Source organism: Planobispora rosea, assembly GCF_014648175.1.
Classification (GTDB): domain Bacteria; phylum Actinomycetota; class Actinomycetes; order Streptosporangiales; family Streptosporangiaceae; genus Planobispora; species Planobispora rosea.
Map to the genome: position 1 here is coordinate 39,234 of NZ_BMQP01000013.1, position 24,523 is coordinate 63,756.

A 24,523-nucleotide genomic window follows, 5' to 3' on the forward strand; every position below is an offset into this window, starting at 1 on the left:
CTTCCTGGCGGGTTAAGGTCCTTCCATGAGAGTCCTCGCGATCGTGCTCGCCGGCGGTGAAGGCAAGCGGCTCATGCCGTTGACGGCGGACCGCGCGAAACCCGCGGTGCCGTTCGGGGGGATCTACCGACTGATCGACTTCGTGCTGTCGAACCTGGCCAACGGCCACTATCTGAAGATCGTCGTGCTGACGCAGTACAAGAACCACAGCCTCGACCGGCACATCTCCCGCACCTGGCGGCTCTCGGCGATGCTGGGCAACTACGTCACCCCGGTCCCCGCCCAGCAGCGGCTCGGACCGCGCTGGTTCGCCGGGTCGGCCGACGCCCTCTTCCAGAACCTGAACCTGATCTACGACGAGATGCCCGAGCACGTGATCGTGTTCGGCGCCGACCACATCTACCGGATGGACCCCCGGCAGATGGTCGAGCAGCACATCGAGTCCGGCGCCGAGGTGACCGTGGCGGCGATCCGCCAGCCGCTCTCGCTGGCCGACCAGTTCGGGGTGATCGAGACCGACCCGGCCGGGCGGCGGATCGTGGCCTTCCGGGAGAAGCCCAAGGACGCCGTGGGCCTGCCGGACGCCCCCGACCAGGTCTACGCCTCGATGGGCAACTACGTCTTCCGCACCCAGGCCATGATCGACGCGCTCCGGGAGGACGCGCTCGACCCCACCAGCAAGCACGACCTCGGCGGGAACATCATCCCGATGATGGTCAAGGCGGGCAGCGCCGAGGTCTACGACTTCGCCGACAACGTCGTGCCCGGCTCCACCGAGCGCGACCGGGGCTACTGGCGCGACGTCGGGACCCTGGACGCCTACTACGAGGCCCACATGGACCTCATCTCGGCGCACCCGGTCTTCAACCTCTACAACGACCGCTGGCCGATCTACACCGGCCACGACCCGCTCCCCCCGGCCAAGTTCGTGCACAACGACGGCGACCGGGTGGGCCGGGCGATCGACTCGCTGGTCTCCCCCGGCGTGATCATCTCCGGCGGGCTCGCCGAGCGCTCCATCCTCTCCCCCGGCGTGGTGCTGCACTCCCACTCCACGGTCGAGGACTCGGTGCTGATGGGGTCCGTGAAGGTCGGGCGGGGCGCGATCGTGCGCCGGGCCATCATCGACAAGAACGTGATCATCCCCGACGGGGCCCGGATCGGTTTCGACCTCGAACACGACCGCAGCCGCTTCGCGGTGACCCGGGGCGGCATCGTGGTCATCGGCAAGAACGAGATCATCGACCGTTAGGGGACCCGACTCGGACCGTCGTCGGGAGCGGGCCGGTTCCGCGGGAGGTCGCCGCCCCAGGCCGGGGAGAAGCGCGCCCTCCAGCCGCCGGGCAGCTCCACGGTGCGCCAGCCGGCGGCGTACCGGGGCGGTTCGGCGCCCCGGTAGACCAGGAGCACCCGCTCTCCGGTCTCGATGGCCCGCCGTACCGTGGCGGGCGGCCGGCGGTGGAATCCGCGGGCGAGCCCCCGCGAGCGGCAGCCCAGCATGTAGCCGATCTGGACGCCCGACTGCCCGTAGACCATGCACGGCCCCCGCACGCCCATCCGGCGCAGCTCGTCGGTGGCCAGGCGCACCCGTTCCCTGTCCTCGTAGACGTTGGCGGCCATGTGGTGGGCGTAGCCGCCCTGCAGGACCAGGTGGGCCAGCAGGCCCGCGACCACGAACACCGTCGCCGCGCGCCGCAGCGGCGGCCGGGTCCGTCCCGGCAGAGCGATCATGCCGGCGGCGACCGGGAGGGCGAGCAGCGCGTAGACCGGCATGAGGAAGCGGGGGGCGGCGTAACCCACGTAGAACAGGTACGGGGCCGCGCTCGCCGCCGCGGTCGCCGTCGCCAGCAGCAGCGGCCCCGGCCGCGACCGGTCCCGCCAGGTCAGCCAGAGGCCGGCCCCGGCCATCAGCGGGATCGCCAGCCACCAGGTCAGCGCCACCGGCGAGACGTCCCCGCAGTCGGTGCCCCACCGGCACAACGACGGTCCGTCCAGCGCGCGGGCGTGCTCGACGAGGGAGAAGGTCAGGCCCGTCAGGTTGGCCTCCCCCGCACCGTGCATCCGGGCGGCGACGCCGCCGTACCTGAGCTCCGCCTCGATCAGCCACTCGCCCCAGCCGACGGCCAGCCCGGCGGCGACGGCCGCGAACTCCCGGAGGCGGCGCGGGCGCGCCAGGAGCGCCGCCACCCCCAGAGGCGCCGCGACGACCAGGGCGTCCGAGGGCCGGAGCAGCGAGACGGCCGCCATCGTCCCGGCCAGGCCCAGGGTCGCCGCCCGGCCGCGGCCCGGCAGGCACAGCAGTCCGGTGGCGGCGACGGCGCCGAGCGCCACGTACAGGTTGGGCATGGCCTCGTTGCCGTAGAACAGCGACAACCAGCAGCCCGCGAAGAGCAGCGCGGCCAGCGGGGCCGTGTGGCCGGGGCGCACGCGGGTCCAGATCAGGAAGGCGCCGAACAGGGCGAGCGAGGAGATCGCGGTGAGGTAGAGGCGCAGGGCGATCACCGAGTCGGTCAGCGCGGTCACCGGCGCGACCAGCAGGGGCACACCCTGGGCGCGGGGCGCGCTGAACTCGGCCGGCGGGGCGTGCCCGGAGAACTGGCTGGCGTAGATCGCCTCGTCCCAGCCGATCCCCATGCGGGCGGAGACGATCGTCAGCTGGGCCGCCCCGTACAGCACGGCGACCAACCCGAGCAGGACGACCGGGCGGGTGAGCGGGCGCGGCGGGGACTGCTCGGGGGCGGGGGTCACCCGGGGAAGAGTGCTCGTCATCGTGGTTCACCCGGACGGTTCCACCGTACGGCGGGCAGAGGACTCGTCATCTCCGGTGCTCCTCGTGGTCACTGTGGGATGTCCACCGCGACGGCCCGCCGTGCGGCGGGGCGACGGGGAGAGCGGCGGGAACGCGATACCCGGCCGAGTTGCGCCATACGCACTGCCCGCACCAAGGTTCGGAAAACCGGGGCAACGACTCGTCTGCGAAAACGCCGAGGCCCGGCCCCTGGCGCCCCAGGGACCGGGCCTCGGCGGTGCTCTCGGTTACCGGAGGATACGGCTCGCGCGCCCTGCTCTGTCGCATCCCCTCACGCGACCGCCCGTCCTATGACGCGGTCTTCTTCTCCGGCAGCCGCTCCAGGATCGCCTGGAACATCGCCGCGTTGGACTTGGCCAGGGCGTCCACCCGGGCACTCAGTCCGTCGACCCGGCCCGCCAGCAGGTCGATCCGGCCCGACAGCCGCTCGTCGAGCTCGTTGATCTGACCCGTCAGCCGCTCGTCCAGATCGTCGATCCGGCCCGACAGCCGCTCGTCGAGCTCGCCGATCCGCTCCTCCATCCGGTCCATCCGGGCGGTGAAGGCGACCATGTGGTCCCTCAGGAGGCTGACATCGGTCTTGATCCTCTGGACGGTCCCCTCGACGCGGACGAGCCGCCCGTGGATCTCCTCGATCCTCTCGTAGGCGGGGTTCACCGCCTCGGCCGCGTGGTCCGCCGACCGCTTGGCGCATCGGGAACTGAGCTCCACGAATCCCTCTTCCAGGTGCGTTACCCGCTCTTCGAGCGTGAGCATCGATTTTCCTCCGGATGTGTCGTACAGCGTAGCCGAGGCCCGCCGGCGAGGAGGGGGATGGGGATTGGTCCTCGCACCATGGATCCTGAAGGAAGATCGACTCTTACCTGGGGAAACGCGCGAAAAGAACATTCTTCCAGCCGGGAATGGGGTCATGTTTCCACTCCCGGCGGATGGCGTTTCTCCGACGGAGGAGAACAGACCTTAGATATACCGCGGGAACGAAATACGGAATATCGGGATCGCGGGAACCCTATCGGCAATTAACGGGTCCACGGGAAATGTGGCGGGCGGCGTTCGAGGAAGGCGGCGACGCCCTCAGCCAACTCGGCGGCCGACTCCTTCTGCCACCACCGGAAGCGGGCCTCGTCGGCGTGGCCGTCCACGATCTCCTTGCTGGCGGCCAGGGTGAGCTGGGAGCGTCCGGCCATCGTGCGGGCCAGGCCGTACACCCGCTCCGCCAGCGCCCCGGGCGGCAGGACCTCGTCCACCAGGCCGATGCGCAGGGCATGGGCGGCGTCGATCTGGTCGGCGGAGTAGAGCAGGAGCTTGGCGGCCGACGGCCCGACCTGGCCGACCAGGCGGCGGGTGGAGGAGAGCGGGTAGACGATGCCGAGCTTGGCCGGGGTGATGGCGAAGCGGGCGTCGGAGGCGGCCACGCGCAGATCGCAGGCGAGGGCGAGCTGGCAGCCGCCGCCCACGCAGAAGCCCTCGATCATCGCGATCACCGGCTTGGGGAAGCGGATGAGCGCCCGTTCGGCGGTGACGGTCACCCCGGTGTCGTCACCGTCCTCGGCCAGGCCGGCGATCTCCGAGATGTCCGCCCCGGCGCAGAAGGTGCCGCCCGCCCCGGTGAGCACGAGCACCCGTACGGCCGTGTCCTGCGCCAGCGGCGCCAGGATCCCGGGCAGAGCCCGCCACATGCTCGCGCTCATCGCGTTGCGCTTGTCCGGGCGGTCGATCCGCAGGGTGGCGACGGGGCCGTCGGCGGAGAGGGTGAACCCGTCGGCGAGGCCGTCAGGGGAACCGCCGGGAGAGCCATCGGAGATCTGCACGGGATAGATTCTCCCGGCCCGCTTCTGCGATCATGATCCGGGCCCCGGCGGTCCCGCGCCCGGACCGGCGGGACCGTGATCCACGAGGCGAGAGGTCAGGAGATTCGCGTGCCCCCATCCCCCGCCACCCGCAGGACGCGGCCGTCCCGGCCGCTCGGGCGCCTGAGCCCGGCCGAGCGGCGTCTGTGGGACGCCTACCCGACGGGGGCCTGGGTGGACCTGCGGACCGGCGACCCGGTGACCGACGACCCGGCGGGCGGGGCGGCCTGGGGGCCGGAGCGCACCGTCCGGGCGGAGGTCGTCACCGCCCTCCTGCTCGGCGCGCGGGAGGCCGAGCCGGGCACCACCCCGGGCGTACGGCTGGCCGGCGCGCACCTCACCGGGGATCTGGACCTGTCCGACGCCGCCGTCGAGACCAAACTGCACCTCCTCAACTGCCGCCTGCCGGGGGTGGTCGACTTCAGCGACGCGAGCACCCGGGGTCTGCGCTTCCGAGGCTGCGCCCTGGGCCGGGTCCGGGCCCCCCGCAGTACCGTCGACGGGCTGCTGGAGTTCGACGGCTCCTCCCTGCGCGGCCTGCGACTGGACAACGCCCACGTCACCGGTCAGCTCCGGCTCTCCAGGGCGCAGGTGGACCCTCCCCGGGAGGGCGACCGGACGGGGACGACCATGCAGGACGTCAGGAGGCCGTACAGCGAGGCCGAGCGCCGGGAGCGCGGCCTGGACGACGGGTACCGGTGGGCGATCTGGGCCGGCGGGCTGGTCGTGGACGGCGGCGCGTTCCTGCGGGGGCTGCGGATCACCGGCGGGCTGCGCATGGTGGGCGCGAAGTTCCACGGCGGCCTCTACCTGCAGCGGGCGTCGATCACCGCACCCGGCTCCCCCGCCGCCGAGTCTCCCACCGACGGGTCCGCCCGGTGGCACGCCGTCTACGCCGACTTCCTGGAGGCGTCGGCGGCCGAGTTCAGCGCCGGGTTCACCGCGACGGGCACGGTACGGCTGCGCGGGGCGCGGATCGCCGGGGTGCTCTCCTTCGACGAGGCCGAGCTGTCGGCCCCCGACCGGTCCCTGCACCTGAGCCACATGCAGGTGGAGCAGCTGATCCTGACGCCCGCCTCGATCGAGGGAGAGGTGAACCTGGGGTACTCGCGGATCGGCGTGCTGATGGACCGCCCCCGCGTCTACCCGGACCGGGTCCACCTCAACGGGCTGGCCTACGAGGCGCTGCGCGGCCCGTGGACCGTGGCCGAGCGGCTCTCGTGGGTCTGCCGGGACCCCGACGGCTACCGGCCGCAGCCGTACGAGCAGCTGGCGGCCTGGTACCGGCGGATCGGCCACGAGCCGGACGCCCGCCGGGTGCTGCTGGCCAAGCAGCGCGGGCACCGCGCCACGCTCCGGCCGACCGGCCGCCTGTGGGGGCGCCTGCTGGATGGGGCCGTCGGGTACGGCTACCGGCCCTGGATGGCCGGGCTGTGGGCGGCGATCCTGCTGATCGCGGGGACGGCCGTCTTCTCCGCCGTCCCCCCGGTGCAGATCGACCCCGACGAGGTCCGGCACTTCAACGCCTTCGTCTACACGCTGGACCTGCTGGTCCCGGTGAGCGTCTTCGAGCAGCGCGGCGCCTGGGAACCGGCCGGCTGGACCCGGTGGCTGGCCTGGACGCTGGTCGTCTCCGGCTGGGTCCTGGCCACCGCGCTGATCGCCGGGGCCGCCCGGGTGCTGCGTCCCTCGACGGCGGCCTGAGTCCGCAGCCCCGCCCCCGACGGGCCCGAGTCCGCGGCCCCGCCTCCCGGCGGGGTTCCCCGACCGGAACGATGTCAAAAATCATTGACCTCATGTCCGCCCTGCTTTACGTTGGCCATGTTAAGTTTTCTATACATGGAGCGGGGATGTCGTACGAAGAGAAGGGCGTGTGGGTCTACCTCGTGGTGAGCCTCGGCGCGTACGGGGTCTACCTCGCGGTCATCCTCGGGCGGGCGGACGGCGTCCCCCTCTCCGAGGTGGCCTACGTGCCGCCGATGTTGTGGAGCATCGGCATCGCCGTCGCCGCGACGGTCGTCGGCCGGGTCGCGGTCGAGATCGTGCGGCCCAGCGAGAGCCACAGGAGCGACCCCCGCGACAAGGAGATCAACCGGTTCGGCGAGTACGTCGCCGGCGTCGTCTTCGCCGTCGTCATGGTGGTGCCGCTCGGCCTGGCCATGGCGGAGGCCGACCACTTCTGGATCGCCAACGCGATGTACACGGCCTTCGTCCTGGCGGCGCTCGTCGGCTCCGGGGTGAAGCTCGTCGCCTACCGGCGGGGCCTGTAGGCATGGGGAAGCCCACCAAGGTCACCAACTCGATCCGCGCGCTGCGGTTCGCACACGGAGAGATGACGCAGGCGGAGCTCGCCGAACGGCTCGGCGTGACCCGGCAGACCGTCATCGCCATCGAACACGGACGTTACTCGCCCTCCCTGGAGATGGCCTTCCAGATCGCACGGGTGTTCGGCGTCCCCCTCGACGACGTCTTCCAGTACCCCGGCACAGAGGAGTAGACAATGCGGGCGATCATTCAGGAGAGGTACGGAGCGCCGGAGGACGTCTTCGCGCTCAAGGAGATCGACAGACCGGTCCCCGGGGACGGCCAGGTGCTCGTGCGGGTCCACGCGGTCCCCGTCACGGGAAGCGACTGGCACCTCTTCCGGGGCCTGCCGTACGCCGCACGGCCCGTCACGGGCATGCGCAGGCCGAGGAACCGCGTCCCGGGTCTTGAGCTGGCCGGGACGGTCGAGGCCGTCGGCGGGGACGTGCGGGAGCTCCGGCCGGGCGACGAGGTGTTCGGCTGGTACGGCGGGACCCTCGCCGAGTACGTCGCGGTACCCCGGGACCAGCTCGTGCCCAAGCCCGCCAACCTCACGCTCGTGCAGGCCGCCGCCGGGCCCATCTCGGCGTTCACCGCGCTGCAGGCCCTGCGCGACCGGGCGCGGATCCGGCCAGGGCAGAAGGTGCTGATCTCCGGGGCCTCGGGCGGCGTCGGCCTGTACGCCGTGCAGCTCGCCAAGGCCTACGGCGCGGAGGTCACCGGCGTGTGCAGCACGGCCAAGATGGACCTCGTCCGGTCGGCCGGCGCCGACCACGTCATCGACTACACCCGGGAGGACTTCGCCGACGGCCGCGTCCGCTACGACGCGTTCCTCGACGTCTACGGCAACCCGTCGATGCTCCGCTGCAGGCGTGCCCTCAGGCCGGGAGGGACCCTGGTGTTCGTCGGCGGTTCGGGGGGCCGGTGGTTCATGGGCACCGACCGCTGGCTGCGCGGGACACTGCTGGCTCCGTTCCTGCGTCTGAAGGCGCGGGTGCTCGTGCACAAGGACAGCCGGGAGGACCTGGTGCTCCTCAAGGAGCTCATCGAGTCCGGCAAGCTCACCCCGGTGCTCGACCGGACGTACCCTCTGTCCGAGGTCCCCGAGGCCATCCGCTACGTGCGGGAGGGCCGCGCCCGGGGCCAGGTCGTCATCGCCGTCGCCGACCCGGCGTAGAACGCCCGCCTCCACGCCCGCCCCCGGTCCTAAGGGGTGTCCACCCGGAACCTGGGCAGGCACTCGGGATACTTCTCCCGGATGAACGTCACCATGTGCTCGCGTATGTCGCACCTGAGGTCCCAGGCGCTGGCGGAGTCGGCGGCGCTCATCAGCGCGCGCAGCTCCACCAGGCCGTTCGGCAGGATGTCGGTGACCTGGAGCGTCCAGTCCTTCTGGTCCCAGAGCGGATGCTCGCGTAACGCGCTGTAGAGCTCGGCGCGCAGCTCCTCCACCGGCACCGCCCAGTCCACCCGGAGCAGCACCGTGCCGATCACCCGGCTGCCGTGCCGGGTCCAGTTCTCGAAGGCGTTGGAGGTGAAGTAGGAGACGGGCAGGACCAGCCGCCGCTCGTCCCACAGGCGCAGGACCACGTAGGTGAGGGTCAGCTCCTCGATCCGGCCCCACTCGTTCTCCACCACGACCACGTCGTCCAGCCGGATCGCGTCGCTGAAGGCGAGCTGGAGCCCGGCCAGCAGGTTGCCGAGGGTGGACTGGGCGGCGATGCCGGCCACCACGCCCGCGATGCCTGCGGAGGCCAGCAGACCGGCGCCGAGCGCCCGCACCTGGGGGAAGCTGAAGAGCATCGCGCCCAGCGCCACCACGACGACCACCGCCGTGGCGACCCGCCGGACCAGCGCGATCTGGGTGCGGATGCGGCGGGCCCTGCGGTTGCGCTCCCCCTCGACGGCGTGCAGCCGCTCCAGGACGACGTCGGTGACGGCGTAGGCGGCCTGGATCACCAGCCAGGTGACGGCGGCGATCATCGCCAGGCTGATGCCCCGCTGGATCGCCGAGTCCGCCGCCGCCTCGGCCATCCCGGGCTCGTAGACGGTGTACACGGCCGCCACGGCAGCCGTGGCGAACCCCGGCCAGGTGCAGCGCCGTACCAGCGGACCGGCGAGGACCCACCGCTCGCCGATCAGCCGGGAGCGCAGCGCCCGCCGTATCACCTCCACGGCCGCGACGGCGGCCAGCACGGAAACCAGCATGATGATCCAGTCGGACACCGGCAGCGCCCCCCTCCGTCGGCTTTACCGACGGATGGGTGCCCCTATGTATGTCACATATTCAGAAGGACTCGTCGAATGTGACATTCCCCTCAACGGCCACTTGATAGGCAGAAACACGGCGCTCGAAGAAGTTCGCCAGCTCCTGCACGTCCTGGAGCTCCATGAAGGCGAACGGGTTGGCGGTGCCGTACCGGGCGGGCAGGCCGAGGCGGGCCAGGCGCTGGTCGGCCACGTACTCCAGGTACTGCCGCATGCGCTCGGCGCTCATCCCGGCCAGGCCGTCGCCGCACAGGTCGGCGGCGAAGGCCAGCTCGGCCTCGACCGCCTCCTCCAGCATCCGCGTCACCTGCGCGCCGAGCTCGTCGTCGAACAGGTCGGGCTCCTCCGCCCGTACGGTGTCCACCACGCTGAAGGCGAACTCCATGTGCATGGACTCGTCGCGGAACACCCAGTTCGTCCCCGTGGCCAGGCCCCCGAGCAGGCCGCGGGAGCGGAACCAGTAGACGTAGGCGAAGGCGCCGTAGAAGAACAGGCCCTCGATGCAGGCGGCGAAGCAGATCAGGTTGAGCAGGAAGGCCCGCCGGTCGTCCCGCGACTCCAGCCGCCGCAGCCCGCCGAGCGAGTCGATCCAGCGGAAGCAGAACTCGGCCTTGTCCCGGATGGAGGGGATGTGCTCGACCGCGGCGAAGGCCTTGACGCGCTCGTCGTGGTCGGGCAGGTAGGTGTCCAGCAGGGTCAGGTAGAACTGGACGTGCACGGCCTCCTCGAACAGCTGCCTGCTGAGGTACAGCCGCGCCTCGGGCGCGTTGACGTGCTGGTAGAGGTTGAGGACCAGGTTGTTGGCCACGATCGAGTCGCCGGTCGCGAAGAACGCGACGAGGCGGTTGATCAGGTGGCGCTCCTCCGGCGTCATCTTCGCCAGGTCGGCGAGGTCGGAGTGGAGGTCCACCTCCTCCACCGTCCAGGTGTTGCGGATGGCGGCCCGGTACCGCTCGTAGAAGTCCGGGTAGCGCATGGGCCGCAGGGTCAGGTCCATGCCGGGGTCGAGCAACATCAGGGGAAGACCTCTCGGGGAGTCGTCGTACGGGCGGGTCCGGGGCGGCCGGCGCGCCTACTGGCAGGCGTCGCAGTACTCGGGGTTCTCCAGCGAGCACGCGACGGCGTCGGGGTCGGCGACCGGCACGGCGGGTGCGGTGGCCGGGGCGGCCGGCTGGGCCACGGTGGTCTGCGCGATCCTCGTCGCGGGCCGCGAGCGCAGGTAGTAGGTGGTCTTCAGCCCGGACTTCCAGGCGTAGGCGTACATCGAGGAGAGCTTGCCGATGGTGGGCGTGGCCATGAAGAGGTTCAGCGACTGCGACTGGTCGATGTACGGCGTGCGCGCGGCGGCCAGGTCGATCAGCGCCTTCTGCGGCAGCTCCCACGCGGTCCGGTAGAGGACCTTCAGGTCGGCCGGGATCTCCGGGATGTCCTGGACCGAGCCGTCCGCCCGCTTGATCGCGTCGCGGACCGCCGGGGTCCACAGGCCGCGCTCCTGGAGGTCGCGGACGAGATAACGGTTGACCTGGAGGAACTCACCCGACAGGGTCTCGCGCTTGAAGACGTTGGAGACCTGGGGCTCGATGCACTCGTAGCAGCCCGCGATGGACGCGATCGTGGCGGTCGGCGCGATGGCGATCATCAGCGAGTTGCGGAGACCGGTCTCGGCGATCCTCGCGCGGAGCGCGGCCCACGCCGGGGAGTCCGCGGCGCCGTAGTGGTCGGGGTGGAGCACGCCCGCGGCGGCCCGCGTGTCGTCGTAGGAGGGGTGGCGGCCCCGCTCGGCGGCCAGGTCGGCCGAGGTGCCGTAGGCGGCCAGCGCGATCTCCTCGGCGATGCGGGTGGACAGCTCCAGCGCCTCGGGCGAGTCGAACGGCAGGCGCAGCGCGAAGAACACGTCGGCCAGGCCCATCACGCCCAGCCCGATCGGCCGCCACCGCCGGTTGGCGGCCTCGGCCTCGGGGGTCGGGTAGAAGCCGAGGTCGATGGTGCGGTCCAGGAAGCGGACGGCGGTGCGGACCGTACGGCGCAGCCGCTCCCAGTCCAGCCCGCTCCCGCCGTCCAGGTGGGCGGCGAGGTTGACGGAGCCGAGGTTGCACACGGCGGTCTCGGCGTCGCTGGTGACCTCCAGGATCTCGGTGCAGAGGTTGGACAGGTGGATGACGTTCTCGGGGCGGGCGGTCTGGTTGGAGGTCCGGTTGGCCGCGTCCTTGAAGGTCATCCAGCCGTTGCCGGTCTGCGCGAGGGTGCGCATCATCCGGCCGTAGAGGGCCCGCGCCGGGACCTGCCGGACGGCCGCTCCGTCGGCCTCGGCGGCCCGGTAGGCCTCGTCGAAGGCGGGGCCGTACAGGTCGGTGAGGTAGGGGACCTGCTTGGGATCGAACAGCGACCACATGGCGTCGGCCTCGACCCGGCGCATGAACTCGTCCGGGATCCAGTTGGCCAGGTTGAGGTTGTGGGTGCGGCGGGCGTCCTCGCCGGTGTTGTCGCGCAGCTCCAGGAACTCCTCGATGTCGGCGTGCCAGGTCTCCAGGTAGACGCAGGCCGCGCCCTTGCGGCGGCCGCCCTGGTTGACCGCGGCGACGCTGGAGTCCAGGGTGCGCAGCCACGGCACGATGCCGTTGGAGTGGCCGTTGGTGCCCCGGATCAGCGAGCCCCGGGAGCGCACGCGGGTCCAGGAGACGCCGATCCCCCCGGCGTACTTCGACAACCGCGCGACCTGGCCGTACCGCTCGTAGATCGCCTCCAGCTCGTCGCGCGGCGAGTCGAGCAGGAAGCACGACGACAGCTGCGGGCGGCGGGCACCGGAGTTGAACAGGGTCGGCGAACTGGGCAGGTAGGACAGGCTCGCCATGAGGCCGTACAGCTCGGCTGCCTCGGCGACGGTCTCCGCCAGGCCGCAGGCCACCCGGAGGAAGAAGTGCTGCGGGCGCTCCAGGACCTTGCGGGTCTCCGGGTGGCGCAGCAGGTAGCGGTCGTAGACGGTGCGCAGGCCGAAGTACTCGAACGCGCTCTCCCCGGTGATCAGCGCGTCCAGCTCGGCGGCGTGCGCGGCGACGAACGCGGCGAGCCGGTCGGCCACCAGGCCTGCCGCGTGGGTGGCGGCGACGGACTCCGAGAAGGTCCGCACCCCGTGCCCGGCCGCCTCGTCGGCGATCAGCTCGGCCAGCAGCCGGGCGGCGAGCCGGGAGTTCTCCGGGTCGGTGACCACCCGGGCGGCGGCCTCCTCGATGGCCAGCCTGCGCCCGGCCGTTTCGGACAGAGCTCTCTCGGACAGAGCCGTTTCGGACAGAGTCTGTGTCACGTGCTACCCCTCGCGTTCCCCGTGCGGTACGGCTCTCGCGGGCGGGCAGGCGGCAGGGGCGGTACGCGGGCACGCGGGCATGCCGGACCGCCTCGTCCGCGGGCCCTCCCTCGAGGCCCTGGACTCATCACGTCACCGGCAGGTCTTCGGACTCACGGGCGTCACACGCGTTCCTACTGGCCGTCGCTTCCCAGGTCTCCCCAGTGCTCGACTGACGGCGGTCGTTCCCGTTCACCGCTGCGGGGCAGCCCCGGACTCTCACCGGGTTCCCTCTTGCCTCGCCCCGGAGGGCGAACCAGCAACGAGGAAGGATCCTACATCTAGGGGCGCGCGGCGCAACCAACCCCACAGTTTGTGTCGGCTGCGCGCAGCAACCCGAGCTCGTAGAGCGCCTCGCGGGTGCGCCTGGTCTCGGTGCCGAGCCACCGGCGGAAGTCGTTCCCGCTCAGGTAGACGCGGTCCCAGCCCTCCCGCGCGCACAGCGCCCGCCAGCGGGGGGAGGCGTCCAGGCGGTCGCACAGCGCCACGGCGGCGTCGTAGTCCTCGGCGCCCATCCCCCGCGGGCCGAACACTCCGCACCAGTCGCTGTACTCCAGCCGGATCCCGAGCTCCATCAGCGTGGGGGCGTCGATCCCGTCGATCCGGGCGGCGGCGGAGACCGCCAGGGGGCGCAGGCCGCCGGTGGCGATCCCGGTGGCGAAGGAACGGACCGGGCCCACGAGGGCGGCCAGCCGTCCGCCGTGGAGCGCCTCGGCGGCGTCGGCCTCCTCGGGGTATCCGGCGTAGTTGAGCAGCCGGACGTCCAGGCCGAGGCACTTGCCGATCATTCCGTAGAGGACGTGGCCGCAGCCGCCCACCGTACCGCCGCCGGCCACGGGACCGGACGGGTCGCGGCGGAGCGCGGCGGCGAAGTCCTCGAACGAGCGCAGCGGCGAACCGGCCGGGACCACCAGCGCCGCCCAGTCGCCGACCAGGCGGGCCAGCGGGGTCACGGCCTCGGCCACCGGGGCGTCTCCCGCCATCTCCGCCGCGGCGACCAGGGGCGCCCCCGCCACCAGCAGCCGGCCCTCCCGGGCGAACGGGGCGCGCGGGGCGGCGAGGGAGTGGAGCGCGGCGAGCCCGGCCTCCTGCGGCCGGTTGCCGACCTGCGCCGCGGCGGCCAGCCCGTCGCCGGTCACGACCTCGGCCACGGCGCGGGCCGTCCGGTCCCAGCGCTGCCCGCGCGCCGCGGGGGCGACGATGGACAGCCTTCCCGCGCGCGGCACCCCGGCGCCGCCGATCAGGGCGCAGCCGGTCGCGGCGGCCGTGATCCCGGCGATCCCGGTGATCCCCGCACTGAGCGCGAGAAACGTCCTGCGGCGCATCGGTGTCCTCCCCCAGGTTCCGATACTCGAAGTTACCTTCAAGTCACTTTCCGCTATGAGGCGGGGTGGGAGAAGACGCCCGGATCACTCCACTGTGACGCTCTTGGCCGGTTTCACAGCGCGGCGGGGCCAGGGGTCGCCCGGATCACTCCACCGTGACGCTCTTGGCCAGGTTGCGCGGCTTGTCGACGTCCCGCTCCAGGGCCACGGCGGCGTGGTAGGCGAACAGCTGGAGCGGGATGCCCATCAGGATCGGGTCCAGTTCCACCTCGTTCCTGGGCAGCACCAGGCAGTCGTCGGCCAGCTTGGGGTCGGCCTCCCGGTGGCCGATCATGATCACCTTTCCGCCGCGCGCCCGGATCTCGCCCAGCGCGGTGAGGTTCTTGTCCAGCAGCTCGTCGTCGGGGACGATCGCCACGGTCGGCATCTCGGGGCCGATCAGCGCCAGCGGGCCGTGCTTGAGCTCGCTGGCCGGGTAGGCCTCGGCGTGCACGTAGGAGATCTCCTTGAGCTTCTGCGCGCCCTCGCGGGCCACCGGGTAGCCCCGGACCCGGCCGATGAACATCATGCTCGGCGCGGCGGCGTACTTCCGCGCGAGCTCCTTGATCTCCGGCTCCAGCGCGAGGATCTCCTTGATCTGGTCGGGCAGGCGGCGCAGCCCCTCGCAGATGCGGCGGCCGTCGGACGGCGACAGGTCGCGCACCCGGCCCATGTGCAGGGCCAGCAGCGCGAAGGCCACGGCGGTCGAGGTGAACGCCTTGGTGCTGGCGACCGAGACCTCGGGTCCGGCGTGCAGGTAGACGCCGCCGTCGCACTCGCGGGCGATGGCGCTGCCGACGGTGTTGACGATGCCCAGAACCCGGCCGCCCTTGCGCTTGAGCTCCTGGACGGCGGCCAGCGTGTCGTAGGTCTCGCCCGACTGGCTGATCGCCACGTACAGGGTGTCGTGCTCCACGACCGGGTTGCGGTAGCGGAACTCGCTGGCCGGCTCGGCGTCGGCCGGGACGCGGGCGAGCTCCTCGATGAGCTGCGCGCCGATCTGGCCGGAGTAGTAGGCCGAGCCGCAGCCGATGATCTTCACGCGGCGGAAGGACCTGATCTCCCGGGCGTCCATGTTGAGGCCGCCCAGGTGGGCGACGTTGAAGCGCTCGTCGAGGCGGCCGCGCAGGGTGCGGGCGACGGTCTCGGGCTGCTCGGAGATCTCCTTGAGCAGGTAGTGCTCGTAGCCGCCGGTGTCGTAGTTCGCGGTCTCCCAGTCGACGGTCAGCGGTTCCTTGGCGGTCTCCCGGGCGTCGCTGGCGAAGGTGTGGAAGCCGTCGGCCTTCAGCACCGCCAGCTCGCCGTCCTCCAGGTGGACCACCTGACGGGTGTAGCGGACCAGGGCGGCCACGTCGGAGGCTGCGAACATCTCCCGCTCGCCGATGCCCAGCACGATCGGGCTGCCGTTGCGGGCCACGACCACCTCGCCGGGGCGCTCGGCGTCGATGACCGCGATGCCGTAGGTGCCGACGACCCGCTTGAGCGCGGTCCGCACGGCCTCCTCCAGCGAGTCGGACTCCTTGACGGTCCGGGCGATCAGGTGGGCCAGCACCTCGGTGTCGGTCTCGGACAGGAAGACCGCGCCGTCGGCCTCCAGCTTGGCGCGCAGCTCGTCGGCGTTCTCGATGACACCGTTGTGCACGACCGCGATGCGCTCGTCGTTCGACAGGTGCGGGTGGGCGTTCTCGTCACTGGGCACGCCGTGGGTGGCCCAGCGGGTGTGGCCGATGCCGGTGGCCCCCTTGAACCGGGCCGGTACGGCCGCCGCCAGGTCGGCGACCCGTCCCTTGACCTTGCGCATCTTCAGGCCCTTGTTGACGACCACCACGCCGGCCGAGTCATAGCCCCGGTACTCCAGGCGCTGCAGGCCCTCCAGCAGGATCGGCGCCGCGTCCTTCGGTCCAACGTAGGCCACGATTCCACACATTCGGCTCTTCCTTCCCGATCGGGCGCGTTCTCATGCGACTCTTCGATACGCGTTGATTTACGACTGATCTATCCGGTCATCCGTAGACAATCCTGCGGAGTTGCCGCAGGGAGAGCTCGGGCGCCGCGACACGGCGGGACGGCAGCTCCGCGGCGATCCGGCGGAAGATCTCATCGTTGACCAGCCCCCTGCCCTTGAGCTCGGCATGACGCCGCCGGACGAACTCCTCGACGGGCTCGGAGAAGTACGCCAGCACCTCCGCCACCACCCGCGCCGCCTCCCCGGGCCCGAGAGAGCTCGTCCTGGTCAGGTGGACGATCAGGTCTTCGTGCGGATGCCATGTCGTGGACACAGAGCAGGACCATATGCACGGGCGGAGGGATTCACCAAGTTTCCTGCCCGATTTCGGGCAGAAATCGACGCCTCCCATCCAACTGCTGTCACTTCTATGACTCTAGGTAGCGATTTGCCACTGAGGGTAGTCATCGGGGTGGGAGGAGTTATATATGCGACACCTGTCAGGTACCGCGGCGCTTGTCGTTCTCGCCATGGTGATCCCTGCCGCCCCGGGAAAGGCCGAAACCCGGCGGGACGTCCCAGGGGGAAGGCAGGAGGCGTTCGCCCGGGCCGCGCGGGACTACGGGGTGCCGGAGAACGTACTGCTCGCGGTCTCCTACCTGGAGTCGCGCTGGGACCACAACGGCGGACTGCCCAGCGTCTCCGGCGGCTACGGCCCCATGCACCTGGTCGACGCGCGCCTGATCGGGGCCCGTACGGCCGCCGCACCCGGAGGCCATCACGGCGGCGGGGAGGATCCGCGCGGCGACGAGACGCGGCCGCTGCCCCGGCCGCCCGCCCTCCCCGGGCCCGCCGCCGCCCCACCGGAGGACACCCTCCGGCTGGCGTCCCGGCTGACCGGCATCTCCCCCGGGCGGCTGCGCGACGACCCGGCCGCCAACATCCGGGGCGGCGCCGCGCTGCTGGCCGAGTACCGGCGGCGGGCGGGCGGCCCGGCCGGAGACGGCCCGGCCGGCTGGTACGGCGCGGTGGCCCGCTACTCCGGCTCGGACGACGCCGGGGCGGCGGAGTCCTTCGCCGGCGAGGTCTACGCGACGATGCGCACCGGGGCGGCGCGCACCACCGACGGCGGCGGGCCGGTGGTCCTGTCCCCCGACCCGTCGGCGGTCCCGCCCGGCCCCCTGCCGGCCCGCCTGTCCGGGCGGCTGGGCATGCGCCGGTCCGCCGCCGCGTCCGGCCCCGACTGCCCGGCCACCGTCTCCTGCTCCTGGCTGCCCGCCCCCTACCAGCGGCTCGGCAGGAAGGGCCGGTACGGCAACCACGACCGCTACCCGGGACGCAGGAGGATCGACTACATCGTCATCCACGACGGCGAGAGCAGCTACCGGTCCATGGTCAACTCGGTGCGCAACCCGCGCTACCTGAGCTGGCACTTCACCCTGCGCTCCGGCGACGGCCAGATCGCCCAGCACCTGCGCGCCCGGGACGTCGGCTGGCACGCGGGCAACTGGGACGTCAACTCCCGCTCCATCGGCCTGGAGCACGAGGGCTACCTGGCCAGGGGCGGCGCCTGGTACACCGAGGCGATGTACCGGGCCTCGGCCAAGCTGGTCCGCCACCTCGCCTGGAAGTACGGCGTGCCGCTGGACCGCGCGCACGTCGTCGGCCACGACAACGTGCCCGGCACCACCCGGGCCACGGTGCGGGGCATGCACACCGACCCGGGACCGTACTGGGACTGGGAACGCTACTTCCAGCTGCTCGGCCGCCCGCTGTCGCGGGCCGCCCGCAAGGGCGGGCGCTCGGTGCTGATCCTGCCCCGATACGCGGTCCAGCCCTTCACCGGCTGCCGCGGGTCCGGCGGGTGCCCGCCGCAGGGCGCCTCCACGGTCTGGCTGCGCTCCCGGCCCGCGCCCGGCGCCCCGCTGGTCAAAGACGTCGGCAGGCATCCGAAGGGCCGCTCCACCCAGAGCGTCTACGACCACGCCGCACGCGCCTCGGCCGGACAGCGCTACGCCCTCGCCGATCGCCGGGGCGACTGGACCGCCATCTGGTACCTCGGCCAGAAGGCGTGGTTCCACGACCCCCGGGGCGCCCGCACCTCGGAGCGCGCCTCCGGCCTCCTGGTGACGCCCCGGCCCGGACTGTCCTCGGTGAAGCTGTACGGCAGGGCCTACCCCGAGCCGTCGGCCTACCCGCGGGGGGTCAGGCGGCAGAAGCTCGCCCCGCTGCAGTACTCGTTCCGGGCCGGGCAACGCTACAGCGTCGGCATGACCCTCCGCGGGTCCTACCTGCGCGCCGTCACCTTCGACACGGCCAAGCACCGGATGATCGTGGGCGGCACGGTCTACCACCAGATCCAGTTCGGGCACCGCTTCATGTTCGTCCGCGCCGAGGACGTCGTCGCCCTGCGAAGCTGACGCCCCGTCCCGCCGGAGGACGGGTCAGAAGGTGATCAACGGGTCGCCCGCGAAGTCGGCGATGAAGTTGACGAAGAAGAAGCCGAAGAACAGGAAGTTGAGGACCAGGATGACGTAGTGCCACCAGCGGGGGCGGGCCGGGCGGGGCAGGCGGCTGTTGAGGTACATCAGCAGGAAGGGGTAGATCAGCGCGCCCAGGTTGGACATGTTCGCCGACCACTGGACCAGGCTGACCGGCAGCGCCTGGAAGATGATGACGCCGATGACCACCAGCAGCACGATCATGAAGGGGTAGTAGAACCGGCGCGGGTCGCCCTCGATCAGCGCGCGGAGCCGGGGGCTGGTGGCGTGGGCGGCGTCGGTGGTCACCCGGACCATCGCCTCGAAGATGCCCAGCTGGGTGGAGAACAGGATCAGCACGCCCAGGACCAGGACGATGGAGAACATCGCCGGGCCGTACTCGGCCCGCAGCACGCCCGCGACGAAGGTCGGGACGTTCGCCTGGGTGGGCCGCCGGCCGGAGAGCTCGACCGCGCGGGCCATCAGGATCGTGGGCAGCAGCATGCCGAGCATGGCGCCGACGAAGAACACGCCCCACATGTCGATCATCAGCAGGCGGTACCAGCGCTTCCACATGGCCGCGTTCCGCGCGTCCTCGGGGAAGGTGACGCCGCTGGCCAGCAACTCCCGGCGCTCGCCCCGCAGGCCGGAGATGAACCCGGCCCGGTGGCCCATGCCGTACCCCTTGTCCCGGTAGTGACCCATGACGTACCAGTTGAGGCCGGAGGCCAGCGCGGTGAACCCGGCCAGCGCGCCGATCTGGGTCGCGGTGATCCCGGCGGGTGGGGCGGCGGGGGTGACGAAGCCGCGGATCGCCTCCCACCACTGGCCGAACGGGACCACGAACAGGTCGATGAGGAGCAGGCCGGCGAGGATCGAGCCGACCATGACCCAGTTGGCCAGTTCCAGGGCGCGGCTGATCCGCCGGGCGGCCGCGGTGATGAGGAAGACGAGCACGAGCAGCGCGATGGCCCACCACTTGGGCTCCGCCGAGCCGGCGGGCGGCACCGCGCCGTGGATGAGCGCGTAGACGCCCTGTCCGGCGGCGCCCGCCCAGCCGCCCGCGATGAAGGCGAAGATCACGATGAAGACGGAGACCGGCACCCAGAGCAGGTAGCCGGGCGGCACCCGTCCCCAGCCGACGACCGGGACCTCGCCGGTCGCCATCACGTAGCGCGAGCACTCGACGTTGTAGAAGGTCTGCAGGATCGCGGAGACGACGATCACCCAGCCGACCCCGACGAACCCGTACTGCCCGACCGCCTGCGGGCCCAGCAGCCACTCGCCGCTGCCGATGGAGATGCCCAGGGCGATCAGACTGGGCCCGACGGCGAACTTGAACAGTTCCTTGGCACCGATCCTGCTGACGCCGAAGACCTCCTCGGGCGCGGGGAGGTCGGTGACGGCCAGCGGCGGGCGGCTGACCCCGAGCGGACGTTCGAGCATGGGTTCCGTCATGGGGCGCCTCCTGGTTCTCCAGCCGTTCCCCAAGGTCACTTCGAGCGTGCGCCCCCGTCTCCGGCTCATCAAGACCCAACCCGCGCGCACGCACCTCCGAAAAGGCGCTAGAGTTTTCCCGTGCCCCGGCGGATCCGCCGGGCAGCACGCGGAAGTGGCTCAGGGGTAGAGCATCACCTTGCCAAGGTGAGGGTCGCGGGTTCGAATCCCGTCTTCCGCTCCGGCAGGTCCTTCAGGGCCTGGCTGGTGGAGTGGCCGAGAGGCGAGGCAACGGCCTGCAAAGCCGTGTACACGGGTTCAAATCCCGTCTCCACCTCAGCGCACGGTCATCGGAGCCTCCGGGATCCGGTAAGGTGGTGCACACCGCGAAGGGGCGACCCGGAGCGGACACGCGGAAGTGGCTCAGGGGTAGAGCATCACCTTGCCAAGGTGAGGGTCGCGGGTTCGAATCCCGTCTTCCGCTCTGGGTTCACCCGAGGACGATTAGCTCAGCGGGAGAGCGCTTCCCTGACACGGAAGAGGTCACAGGTTCAATCCCTGTATCGTCCACTCACCGTCTCCCCAGGTCGCAAGGCCTGGGGTTTCGTGTTTCCCCACCCGGTTCTCCGGTTTTCCCACCCGGTTCTCCGGCCCGCTCCCCACCCGTTGCCCGGCCCGCTCTCCCGGCCGAAGCCGCGGCCCGCCCCGGCGGTTCCCCCCGAATGCCCGGTAAGGCGTCACGCATCTCCCAACACGAGGCACCATGGAAAGACGCATCGCCCGGAATCGGGTGATGCATGTGCTTTCGGCTTCGGCGAAGGGGGCAGGCCGTGCTGCGTGTGGTGGTCGATCCGGAGGTGCCCGCGGATGTGGCCAACGTCATGCGCCGGAACGGGCCGCTGCTCTCCCGGTTCCGCAACGGCTGGAACCCGGAGGCGGGAACCGGGATCCCCGGCCCGGTCCTGGGCGTGTTCGGCGCGACGCTGCTGCTGGCGATCACGACGCTGATCGCGGTGGGCGCTGTGCTCGCACCGCTGATGATCTTCTTGGCGGGGGTGGAGCTCTTCGTCCTCTTCCTGATGTACATCATCAGGAAGCCTCCTCCCGCGGACTCTCCGGAGCGCGTCCTGTACCGCCACGCGTCCCAGTGGCAGGGCCGTTTCCTGGTGCTGGAGGACTTCGACGTCCCCTCCCGGCAGCTGATGGGCCGGGTCCAGCGGGCGATCGACCAGATCCTGCGCTCGCGGGTCAACGTCATGGGCCTGCTCGACAGCGTGCGCAACTCGGTGATGCTCCCCGCCGAGGAGTGGGAGATCGCCAAGCTGCTGACGAAGCTGTCGGCGCTGCGGGCCAGGCACCACGACCTCGCCCGCGGCGGCAGGACTCCCGAGGTGGTCGCGGCGATGGAGCCGCTGGAGCGGGCGCTGGCCGCCAGCGAGGCCGCCGTCGTCGCCCGCGTCGAGGCCATGGAGCGCTACGCCGGTCACGTGGCCGACGCCGACCGCGCCCTGGTCTCGCACCACCAGATCGAGGCCATCCGCGCCCACCTGCCGGAGTACGAGCAACTCCTCGCGGAGGCGGGGGCCGGGACGCTGCTGGCCCCGGAGATCGGATACCTGGCGCAGGACGCCGACCAGCTGCAGAGGGCGCTGCGCGACAGTGTTCGCTCCGCACACGAGGCATTCCGCTATCTCGATGGATAGCCGAAAATATAAGCTTTCTTGACTACGGGCCTACCGCGAGGACCGGAGGAAGGGGGCGGGCCGGTGCACCATGTGGTGGTCGATCCGGAGGTGCCGGCGGAGGTCGCCGAGCTGTTTCGCCGGAACGGTCCCCTGCTGTCCCGAATCCGTGCCGGGTGGACCCCCGAACCGCACTCCGGCTCCTCCAAACTCGCCGTCCGCGCCCTGCAGGTCTGCGGAGCGCTCGCCGGGCTCCTCCTCCTGGGCGTCGTCCTCGTTGCGCAGGGCGGGCAGATCTTCCTGTTCGTCGCCGCGCTCTTCCTCTTCGTGGCCGTCATCGGGCACCTGGCCGCCAAGGAGCCGCTGGAGCCGGAGACCTACGAGTACGACGTCTACCGCCAGGCCCGCTGGTACGAGGGGCGCTACCTGCTGCCCGAGGACTTCGACCACTCCGCCGAGCTGTTGCGCGAGCGGACCCGGCAGGCGGTCGACTACGTGCTCGGCTCCGAGGTCAACGGCAAGGGGATGCTCGACGACGTGCGCAACTCGGTGATGCTCCCGGCGCAGGAGTGGGAGATCTCCCGGCTCCTGGCCAAGTTGTCGGCGCTGCGGGGTGAGCATCGCGACCTCGCCCGCGGCGGCGGCTCCCCGGAGGTGTTCGCGGCGATGGAGCCGCTGGAGCGGGCGCTGATCGCCAGCGAGGCCGCCGTCGTCGCCCGCGTCGAGGCCCTGGAACGCTACGCCGGTCACGTGGCCGATGCCGAGCGGGCGCTGCGCGCCCAGGAGCAGATCGAACTGCTCCGCTCCCGCCTGCCCCGTTACGAGGAGCTGCTCGCCGAGACGGGCGCCGACGCGTTCGCCGTACCGGAGATCGACGGCCTGTCCCGGGACGCGGCCAGACTGGAGCAGGCGTTGCGCGACAGCGTCCGCTCCGCGCAGGAGGCGTTCCGTTACCTGGACGGCCCCGCCGAGACCTAGGTCCCTTGCCAGGACACCGCAAGGAAGCGAGGATGGCTCACATTCCTTGAGGCATTCCTTGGCGGCATTCCTCGGAGGTGGGCATGCGGATCCGCCTGGACGTCACCCTGGGCGTGGTCGTACTGGCCGACGTGCTGCGGGTCTTCCTGCCGTCGCTGATCACGCTGTTCGGCCGGGCGGGCAGCACGCCCGCCGAGCTGATGGGCCTGTACGCCCTGGGCTGGTTCGCGGCGGCCTTCCTCACGGTGCCGCTGGCCCGCCTGGTGCCCGCGCCCCGGATCGCGCTGGGCGCCGGGATCCTGCTGCTCTCCGCCCGGGCCGCGCTGCAGCTGACCGGCGGCGGGAGCCCGCAGCTCTACCTGGCGAGCGCGGGGCTGCTGGCCGGACTGGCCTGGCTGGTCGCCACCGCGATGGCCGCCGGGGACGCCCGGCCCGCGATGGCCGGGGTGGCCGCGGGGCTCGCGGCCTCCACCGTGATCCACGCGACGCTGGACGGCGTCGACCTGATGTGGCGGGCGGGGCCGGTCCCCTGGCTGCTCCTGGCGATCGAGCTGGCGCTGTTCGCGGTGTTCCTGGCCCGCTCCCGGACCCCGGCCCCGGCCCCGGCCCCGGCTCCGGCCCCGGCAGGGGAGGGGTCACCCGCGGTCTCCCCCGGCGCCGCGGACGTCGGACGGCCGGAGGAGACCGCGGGCGGGCCGCGTGCCTGGCTGCTGGTCGGTCCCGCCCTGCTGCTGTGGGGCCTGTACACCGGCAACGGCGCCTACGCGCAGTCCACGGTCGACGCCCCCGGTTGGGTCGCGGCGGTCGTGGCGGGGTTCGCGGTGCTGTCGCTGCTGCCCGCCGTACCGCCGTGGCGGTGGCACCCGCTGGTCCCGGGCGCCGTCCTGGTCGCCTCCGCCGCCGCCTTCGCCCTCCTGCACCCGGCGATCGGCGGCATCCACGGCGTCTCACCGCAGGCGTTGATCGCCGCCCAGGCCCTCGGCCAGCTGTCCCTGGTCGCCTGCCTCGCCCACACGGCCGCGTCCCCCTCTCCGGCGTCCAGGGGCCCCGGCGCGCCCGCCCGGCGCGGCCTGGCCGCCGCCGGGGGCATGCTGCTGTTCGTCGTGCTCGTCTTCGCCTACTACGCCGCCTACGACCTCTACCTGCCCAACGACTGGGTGCCGATCGCCGCCGCGCTCCTGGTCGCCGCGCTGAGCCTGCCCGGGGCCTCCCGGCTGGCGGGCAGGGTCGGGTCCTCCCGACTGGCGGGCGGGGCCGGGTGGCGGACACCCGCCGCCGCGGTGGCCGCCGCGGCGGCGTCCGCCGCGCTCGTGGCGTCCGCCCCGCTCTGGCGGGGGCCGGTCCCCGCCTGGGAGCCCGCCGGGGAGGGGCTGCGGGTGGCGGCCTACAACATCCGGATGGGGTACGGCGAGTCCGGCCGGCTCTCGCTCGACCGGCAGGCCGACGCGCTCAGGGAGCTGCGGCCGCACGTGGTCGTGCTCAGCGAGGCCGACCGGGGCTGGCTGCTCAACGGCGGCCACGACGACGTGCGGCTCATCGCCGAGCGGCTGGGCATGCGGTTCGTCTGGGCCCCGGCGGCCGACGAGGTCTGGGGCGACGCGGTCCTGACGAACCTGCCGGTCACCTCGGTCCGCAACCACGTGCTCGTCCGGGGCGGGCCCACGGGCGCGCAGGCGCTGGAGGTCGGGCTGCGCTGGCGGGGACGGGACGTCACCCTGATCGGCACCCACCTGCAGCCCCCGCCGGGCTGGCGCGAGCTCGACCAGGTGGAACAGCTCGCCGGGATCGTCCGGGAGGCCGCGAAGGACCGGCCGGTGGTCCTCGCCGGCGACCTGAACATCGAGCCCGCCGACCCGGCCTGGAAGGTGCTGCTGGACTCCGGGCTGACCGACCCGATCGCCCCGGTGCGGCCGTTCCGGACGATCCCCGGCGGCTCTCCCGAGCAGATCGACCACGTCCTGGTCACCCCGGGCTTCACCGGCAGGGACCACGCGAACCCGGACGTCGACCACTCCGACCACCGCCCCATCGCCATCACCCTTGTTCCCGTTAAGTAGTGTTCGTCC

General features: G+C 72.0%; 19 protein-coding genes, 4 tRNA genes and 1 riboswitch. Of the genes, 13 read left to right on the forward strand and 10 right to left on the reverse strand.

Annotated features, from left to right (window positions below; genetic code table 11):
- Positions 1 to 25: 25 nt before the first annotated feature.
- A complete protein-coding gene (gene glgC, locus IEZ08_RS15060; protein WP_068924356.1) occupies positions 26 to 1,252 on the forward strand; it encodes a glucose-1-phosphate adenylyltransferase in 1,227 nt (408 codons plus the stop codon).
- Here the strand turns inward: glgC and IEZ08_RS15065 are convergent.
- The 3 genes from IEZ08_RS15065 to IEZ08_RS15075 all read right to left on the reverse strand — a co-directional run bounded on the left by IEZ08_RS15065 (position 1,249) and on the right by IEZ08_RS15075 (position 4,620).
- A complete protein-coding gene (locus IEZ08_RS15065; RefSeq protein WP_189242342.1) occupies positions 1,249 to 2,769 on the reverse strand; it encodes a hypothetical protein in 1,521 nt (506 codons plus the stop codon). The genes glgC and IEZ08_RS15065 overlap by 4 nt on opposite strands.
- A 328-nt stretch (positions 2,770 to 3,097) precedes the next feature.
- A complete protein-coding gene (locus IEZ08_RS15070; protein WP_189242343.1) occupies positions 3,098 to 3,565 on the reverse strand; it encodes a hypothetical protein in 468 nt (155 codons plus the stop codon).
- Positions 3,566 to 3,828: 263 nt separating this feature from the next.
- Positions 3,829 to 4,620 carry an enoyl-CoA hydratase/isomerase family protein gene (locus IEZ08_RS15075; protein ID WP_307815318.1) on the reverse strand — a complete coding sequence of 264 codons (792 nt, stop codon included), beginning with the start codon at positions 4,618 to 4,620 and terminating at the stop codon, positions 3,829 to 3,831.
- A gap of 108 nt (positions 4,621 to 4,728) precedes the next feature.
- On the opposite strand from IEZ08_RS15075, the gene IEZ08_RS15080 reads away from it, so the two are divergent.
- The 4 genes from IEZ08_RS15080 to IEZ08_RS15095 all read left to right on the forward strand — a co-directional run bounded on the left by IEZ08_RS15080 (position 4,729) and on the right by IEZ08_RS15095 (position 8,140).
- A complete protein-coding gene (locus tag IEZ08_RS15080; protein ID WP_229803126.1) occupies positions 4,729 to 6,363 on the forward strand; it encodes a pentapeptide repeat-containing protein in 1,635 nt (544 codons plus the stop codon).
- Positions 6,364 to 6,509: 146 nt separating this feature from the next.
- Positions 6,510 to 6,929 carry a hypothetical protein gene (locus IEZ08_RS15085; protein ID WP_068924359.1) on the forward strand — a complete coding sequence of 140 codons (420 nt, stop codon included), beginning with the start codon at positions 6,510 to 6,512 and terminating at the stop codon, positions 6,927 to 6,929.
- A gap of 2 nt (positions 6,930 to 6,931) precedes the next feature.
- Positions 6,932 to 7,156: a helix-turn-helix transcriptional regulator gene (locus IEZ08_RS15090; RefSeq protein ID WP_068924360.1), complete on the forward strand. Its 225-nt coding sequence runs from the start codon at positions 6,932 to 6,934 to the stop codon at positions 7,154 to 7,156.
- A gap of 3 nt (positions 7,157 to 7,159) precedes the next feature.
- On the forward strand, positions 7,160 to 8,140 hold the full coding sequence (locus tag IEZ08_RS15095) for an NAD(P)-dependent alcohol dehydrogenase (RefSeq protein ID WP_068924361.1): 981 nt from the start codon (positions 7,160 to 7,162) through the stop codon (positions 8,138 to 8,140).
- A gap of 29 nt (positions 8,141 to 8,169) precedes the next feature.
- Here the strand turns inward: IEZ08_RS15095 and IEZ08_RS15100 are convergent, their stop codons facing one another.
- The 6 genes from IEZ08_RS15100 to IEZ08_RS15125 form a co-directional block, all read right to left on the reverse strand.
- Complete coding sequence (locus tag IEZ08_RS15100) at positions 8,170 to 9,189, reverse strand: mechanosensitive ion channel family protein (RefSeq protein ID WP_084780325.1); 1,020 nt, start codon at positions 9,187 to 9,189, stop codon at positions 8,170 to 8,172.
- 61 nt (positions 9,190 to 9,250) lie between these two features.
- A complete protein-coding gene (locus IEZ08_RS15105) occupies positions 9,251 to 10,246 on the reverse strand; it encodes a ribonucleotide-diphosphate reductase subunit beta (RefSeq protein WP_068924362.1) in 996 nt (331 codons plus the stop codon).
- A 57-nt stretch (positions 10,247 to 10,303) separates the two neighbouring features.
- Positions 10,304 to 12,532, reverse strand: a complete 2,229-nt coding sequence (locus tag IEZ08_RS15110) for a ribonucleoside-diphosphate reductase subunit alpha (protein WP_189242344.1) — start codon at positions 12,530 to 12,532, stop codon at positions 10,304 to 10,306.
- 120 nt (positions 12,533 to 12,652) lie between these two features.
- A riboswitch (cobalamin riboswitch) is annotated at positions 12,653 to 12,847 on the reverse strand.
- A 5-nt stretch (positions 12,848 to 12,852) separates the two neighbouring features.
- Positions 12,853 to 13,896, reverse strand: a complete 1,044-nt coding sequence (locus tag IEZ08_RS15115; RefSeq protein WP_068924364.1) for a Bug family tripartite tricarboxylate transporter substrate binding protein — start codon at positions 13,894 to 13,896, stop codon at positions 12,853 to 12,855.
- Positions 13,897 to 14,041: 145 nt separating this feature from the next.
- Positions 14,042 to 15,850, reverse strand: a complete 1,809-nt coding sequence (glmS, locus tag IEZ08_RS15120; protein WP_229803128.1) for a glutamine--fructose-6-phosphate transaminase (isomerizing) — start codon at positions 15,848 to 15,850, stop codon at positions 14,042 to 14,044.
- Between the two features lie 88 nt (positions 15,851 to 15,938).
- Positions 15,939 to 16,214 carry a hypothetical protein gene (locus IEZ08_RS15125; protein ID WP_068924366.1) on the reverse strand — a complete coding sequence of 92 codons (276 nt, stop codon included), beginning with the start codon at positions 16,212 to 16,214 and terminating at the stop codon, positions 15,939 to 15,941.
- 154 nt (positions 16,215 to 16,368) lie between these two features.
- Here IEZ08_RS15125 and IEZ08_RS15130 point away from each other — a divergent pair, with 154 nt between their 5' ends.
- On the forward strand, positions 16,369 to 18,300 hold the full coding sequence (locus tag IEZ08_RS15130; protein ID WP_068924367.1) for an N-acetylmuramoyl-L-alanine amidase: 1,932 nt from the start codon (positions 16,369 to 16,371) through the stop codon (positions 18,298 to 18,300).
- 24 nt (positions 18,301 to 18,324) lie between these two features.
- On the opposite strand, the gene IEZ08_RS15135 is transcribed toward IEZ08_RS15130, so the two are convergent.
- On the reverse strand, positions 18,325 to 19,818 hold the full coding sequence (locus IEZ08_RS15135; protein WP_189242345.1) for an Nramp family divalent metal transporter: 1,494 nt from the start codon (positions 19,816 to 19,818) through the stop codon (positions 18,325 to 18,327).
- Between the two features lie 148 nt (positions 19,819 to 19,966).
- Between IEZ08_RS15135 and IEZ08_RS15140 the strand changes: the two genes are divergently transcribed.
- The 7 genes from IEZ08_RS15140 to IEZ08_RS15170 all read left to right on the forward strand — a co-directional run bounded on the left by IEZ08_RS15140 (position 19,967) and on the right by IEZ08_RS15170 (position 24,514).
- A tRNA-Gly gene (locus IEZ08_RS15140) sits at positions 19,967 to 20,038 on the forward strand.
- 25 nt (positions 20,039 to 20,063) lie between these two features.
- Positions 20,064 to 20,134: transfer RNA gene (locus IEZ08_RS15145), tRNA-Cys, on the forward strand.
- Between the two features lie 75 nt (positions 20,135 to 20,209).
- Positions 20,210 to 20,281, forward strand: a tRNA-Gly gene (locus tag IEZ08_RS15150).
- Between the two features lie 14 nt (positions 20,282 to 20,295).
- Positions 20,296 to 20,367, forward strand: a tRNA-Val gene (locus IEZ08_RS15155).
- Between the two features lie 260 nt (positions 20,368 to 20,627).
- A complete protein-coding gene (locus IEZ08_RS15160; protein WP_068924369.1) occupies positions 20,628 to 21,500 on the forward strand; it encodes a hypothetical protein in 873 nt (290 codons plus the stop codon).
- 63 nt (positions 21,501 to 21,563) lie between these two features.
- On the forward strand, positions 21,564 to 22,457 hold the full coding sequence (locus IEZ08_RS15165; protein ID WP_229803130.1) for a hypothetical protein: 894 nt from the start codon (positions 21,564 to 21,566) through the stop codon (positions 22,455 to 22,457).
- Positions 22,458 to 22,540: 83 nt separating this feature from the next.
- Positions 22,541 to 24,514, forward strand: a complete 1,974-nt coding sequence (locus tag IEZ08_RS15170; RefSeq protein WP_189242346.1) for an endonuclease/exonuclease/phosphatase family protein — start codon at positions 22,541 to 22,543, stop codon at positions 24,512 to 24,514.
- Positions 24,515 to 24,523 lie beyond the last annotated feature (9 nt).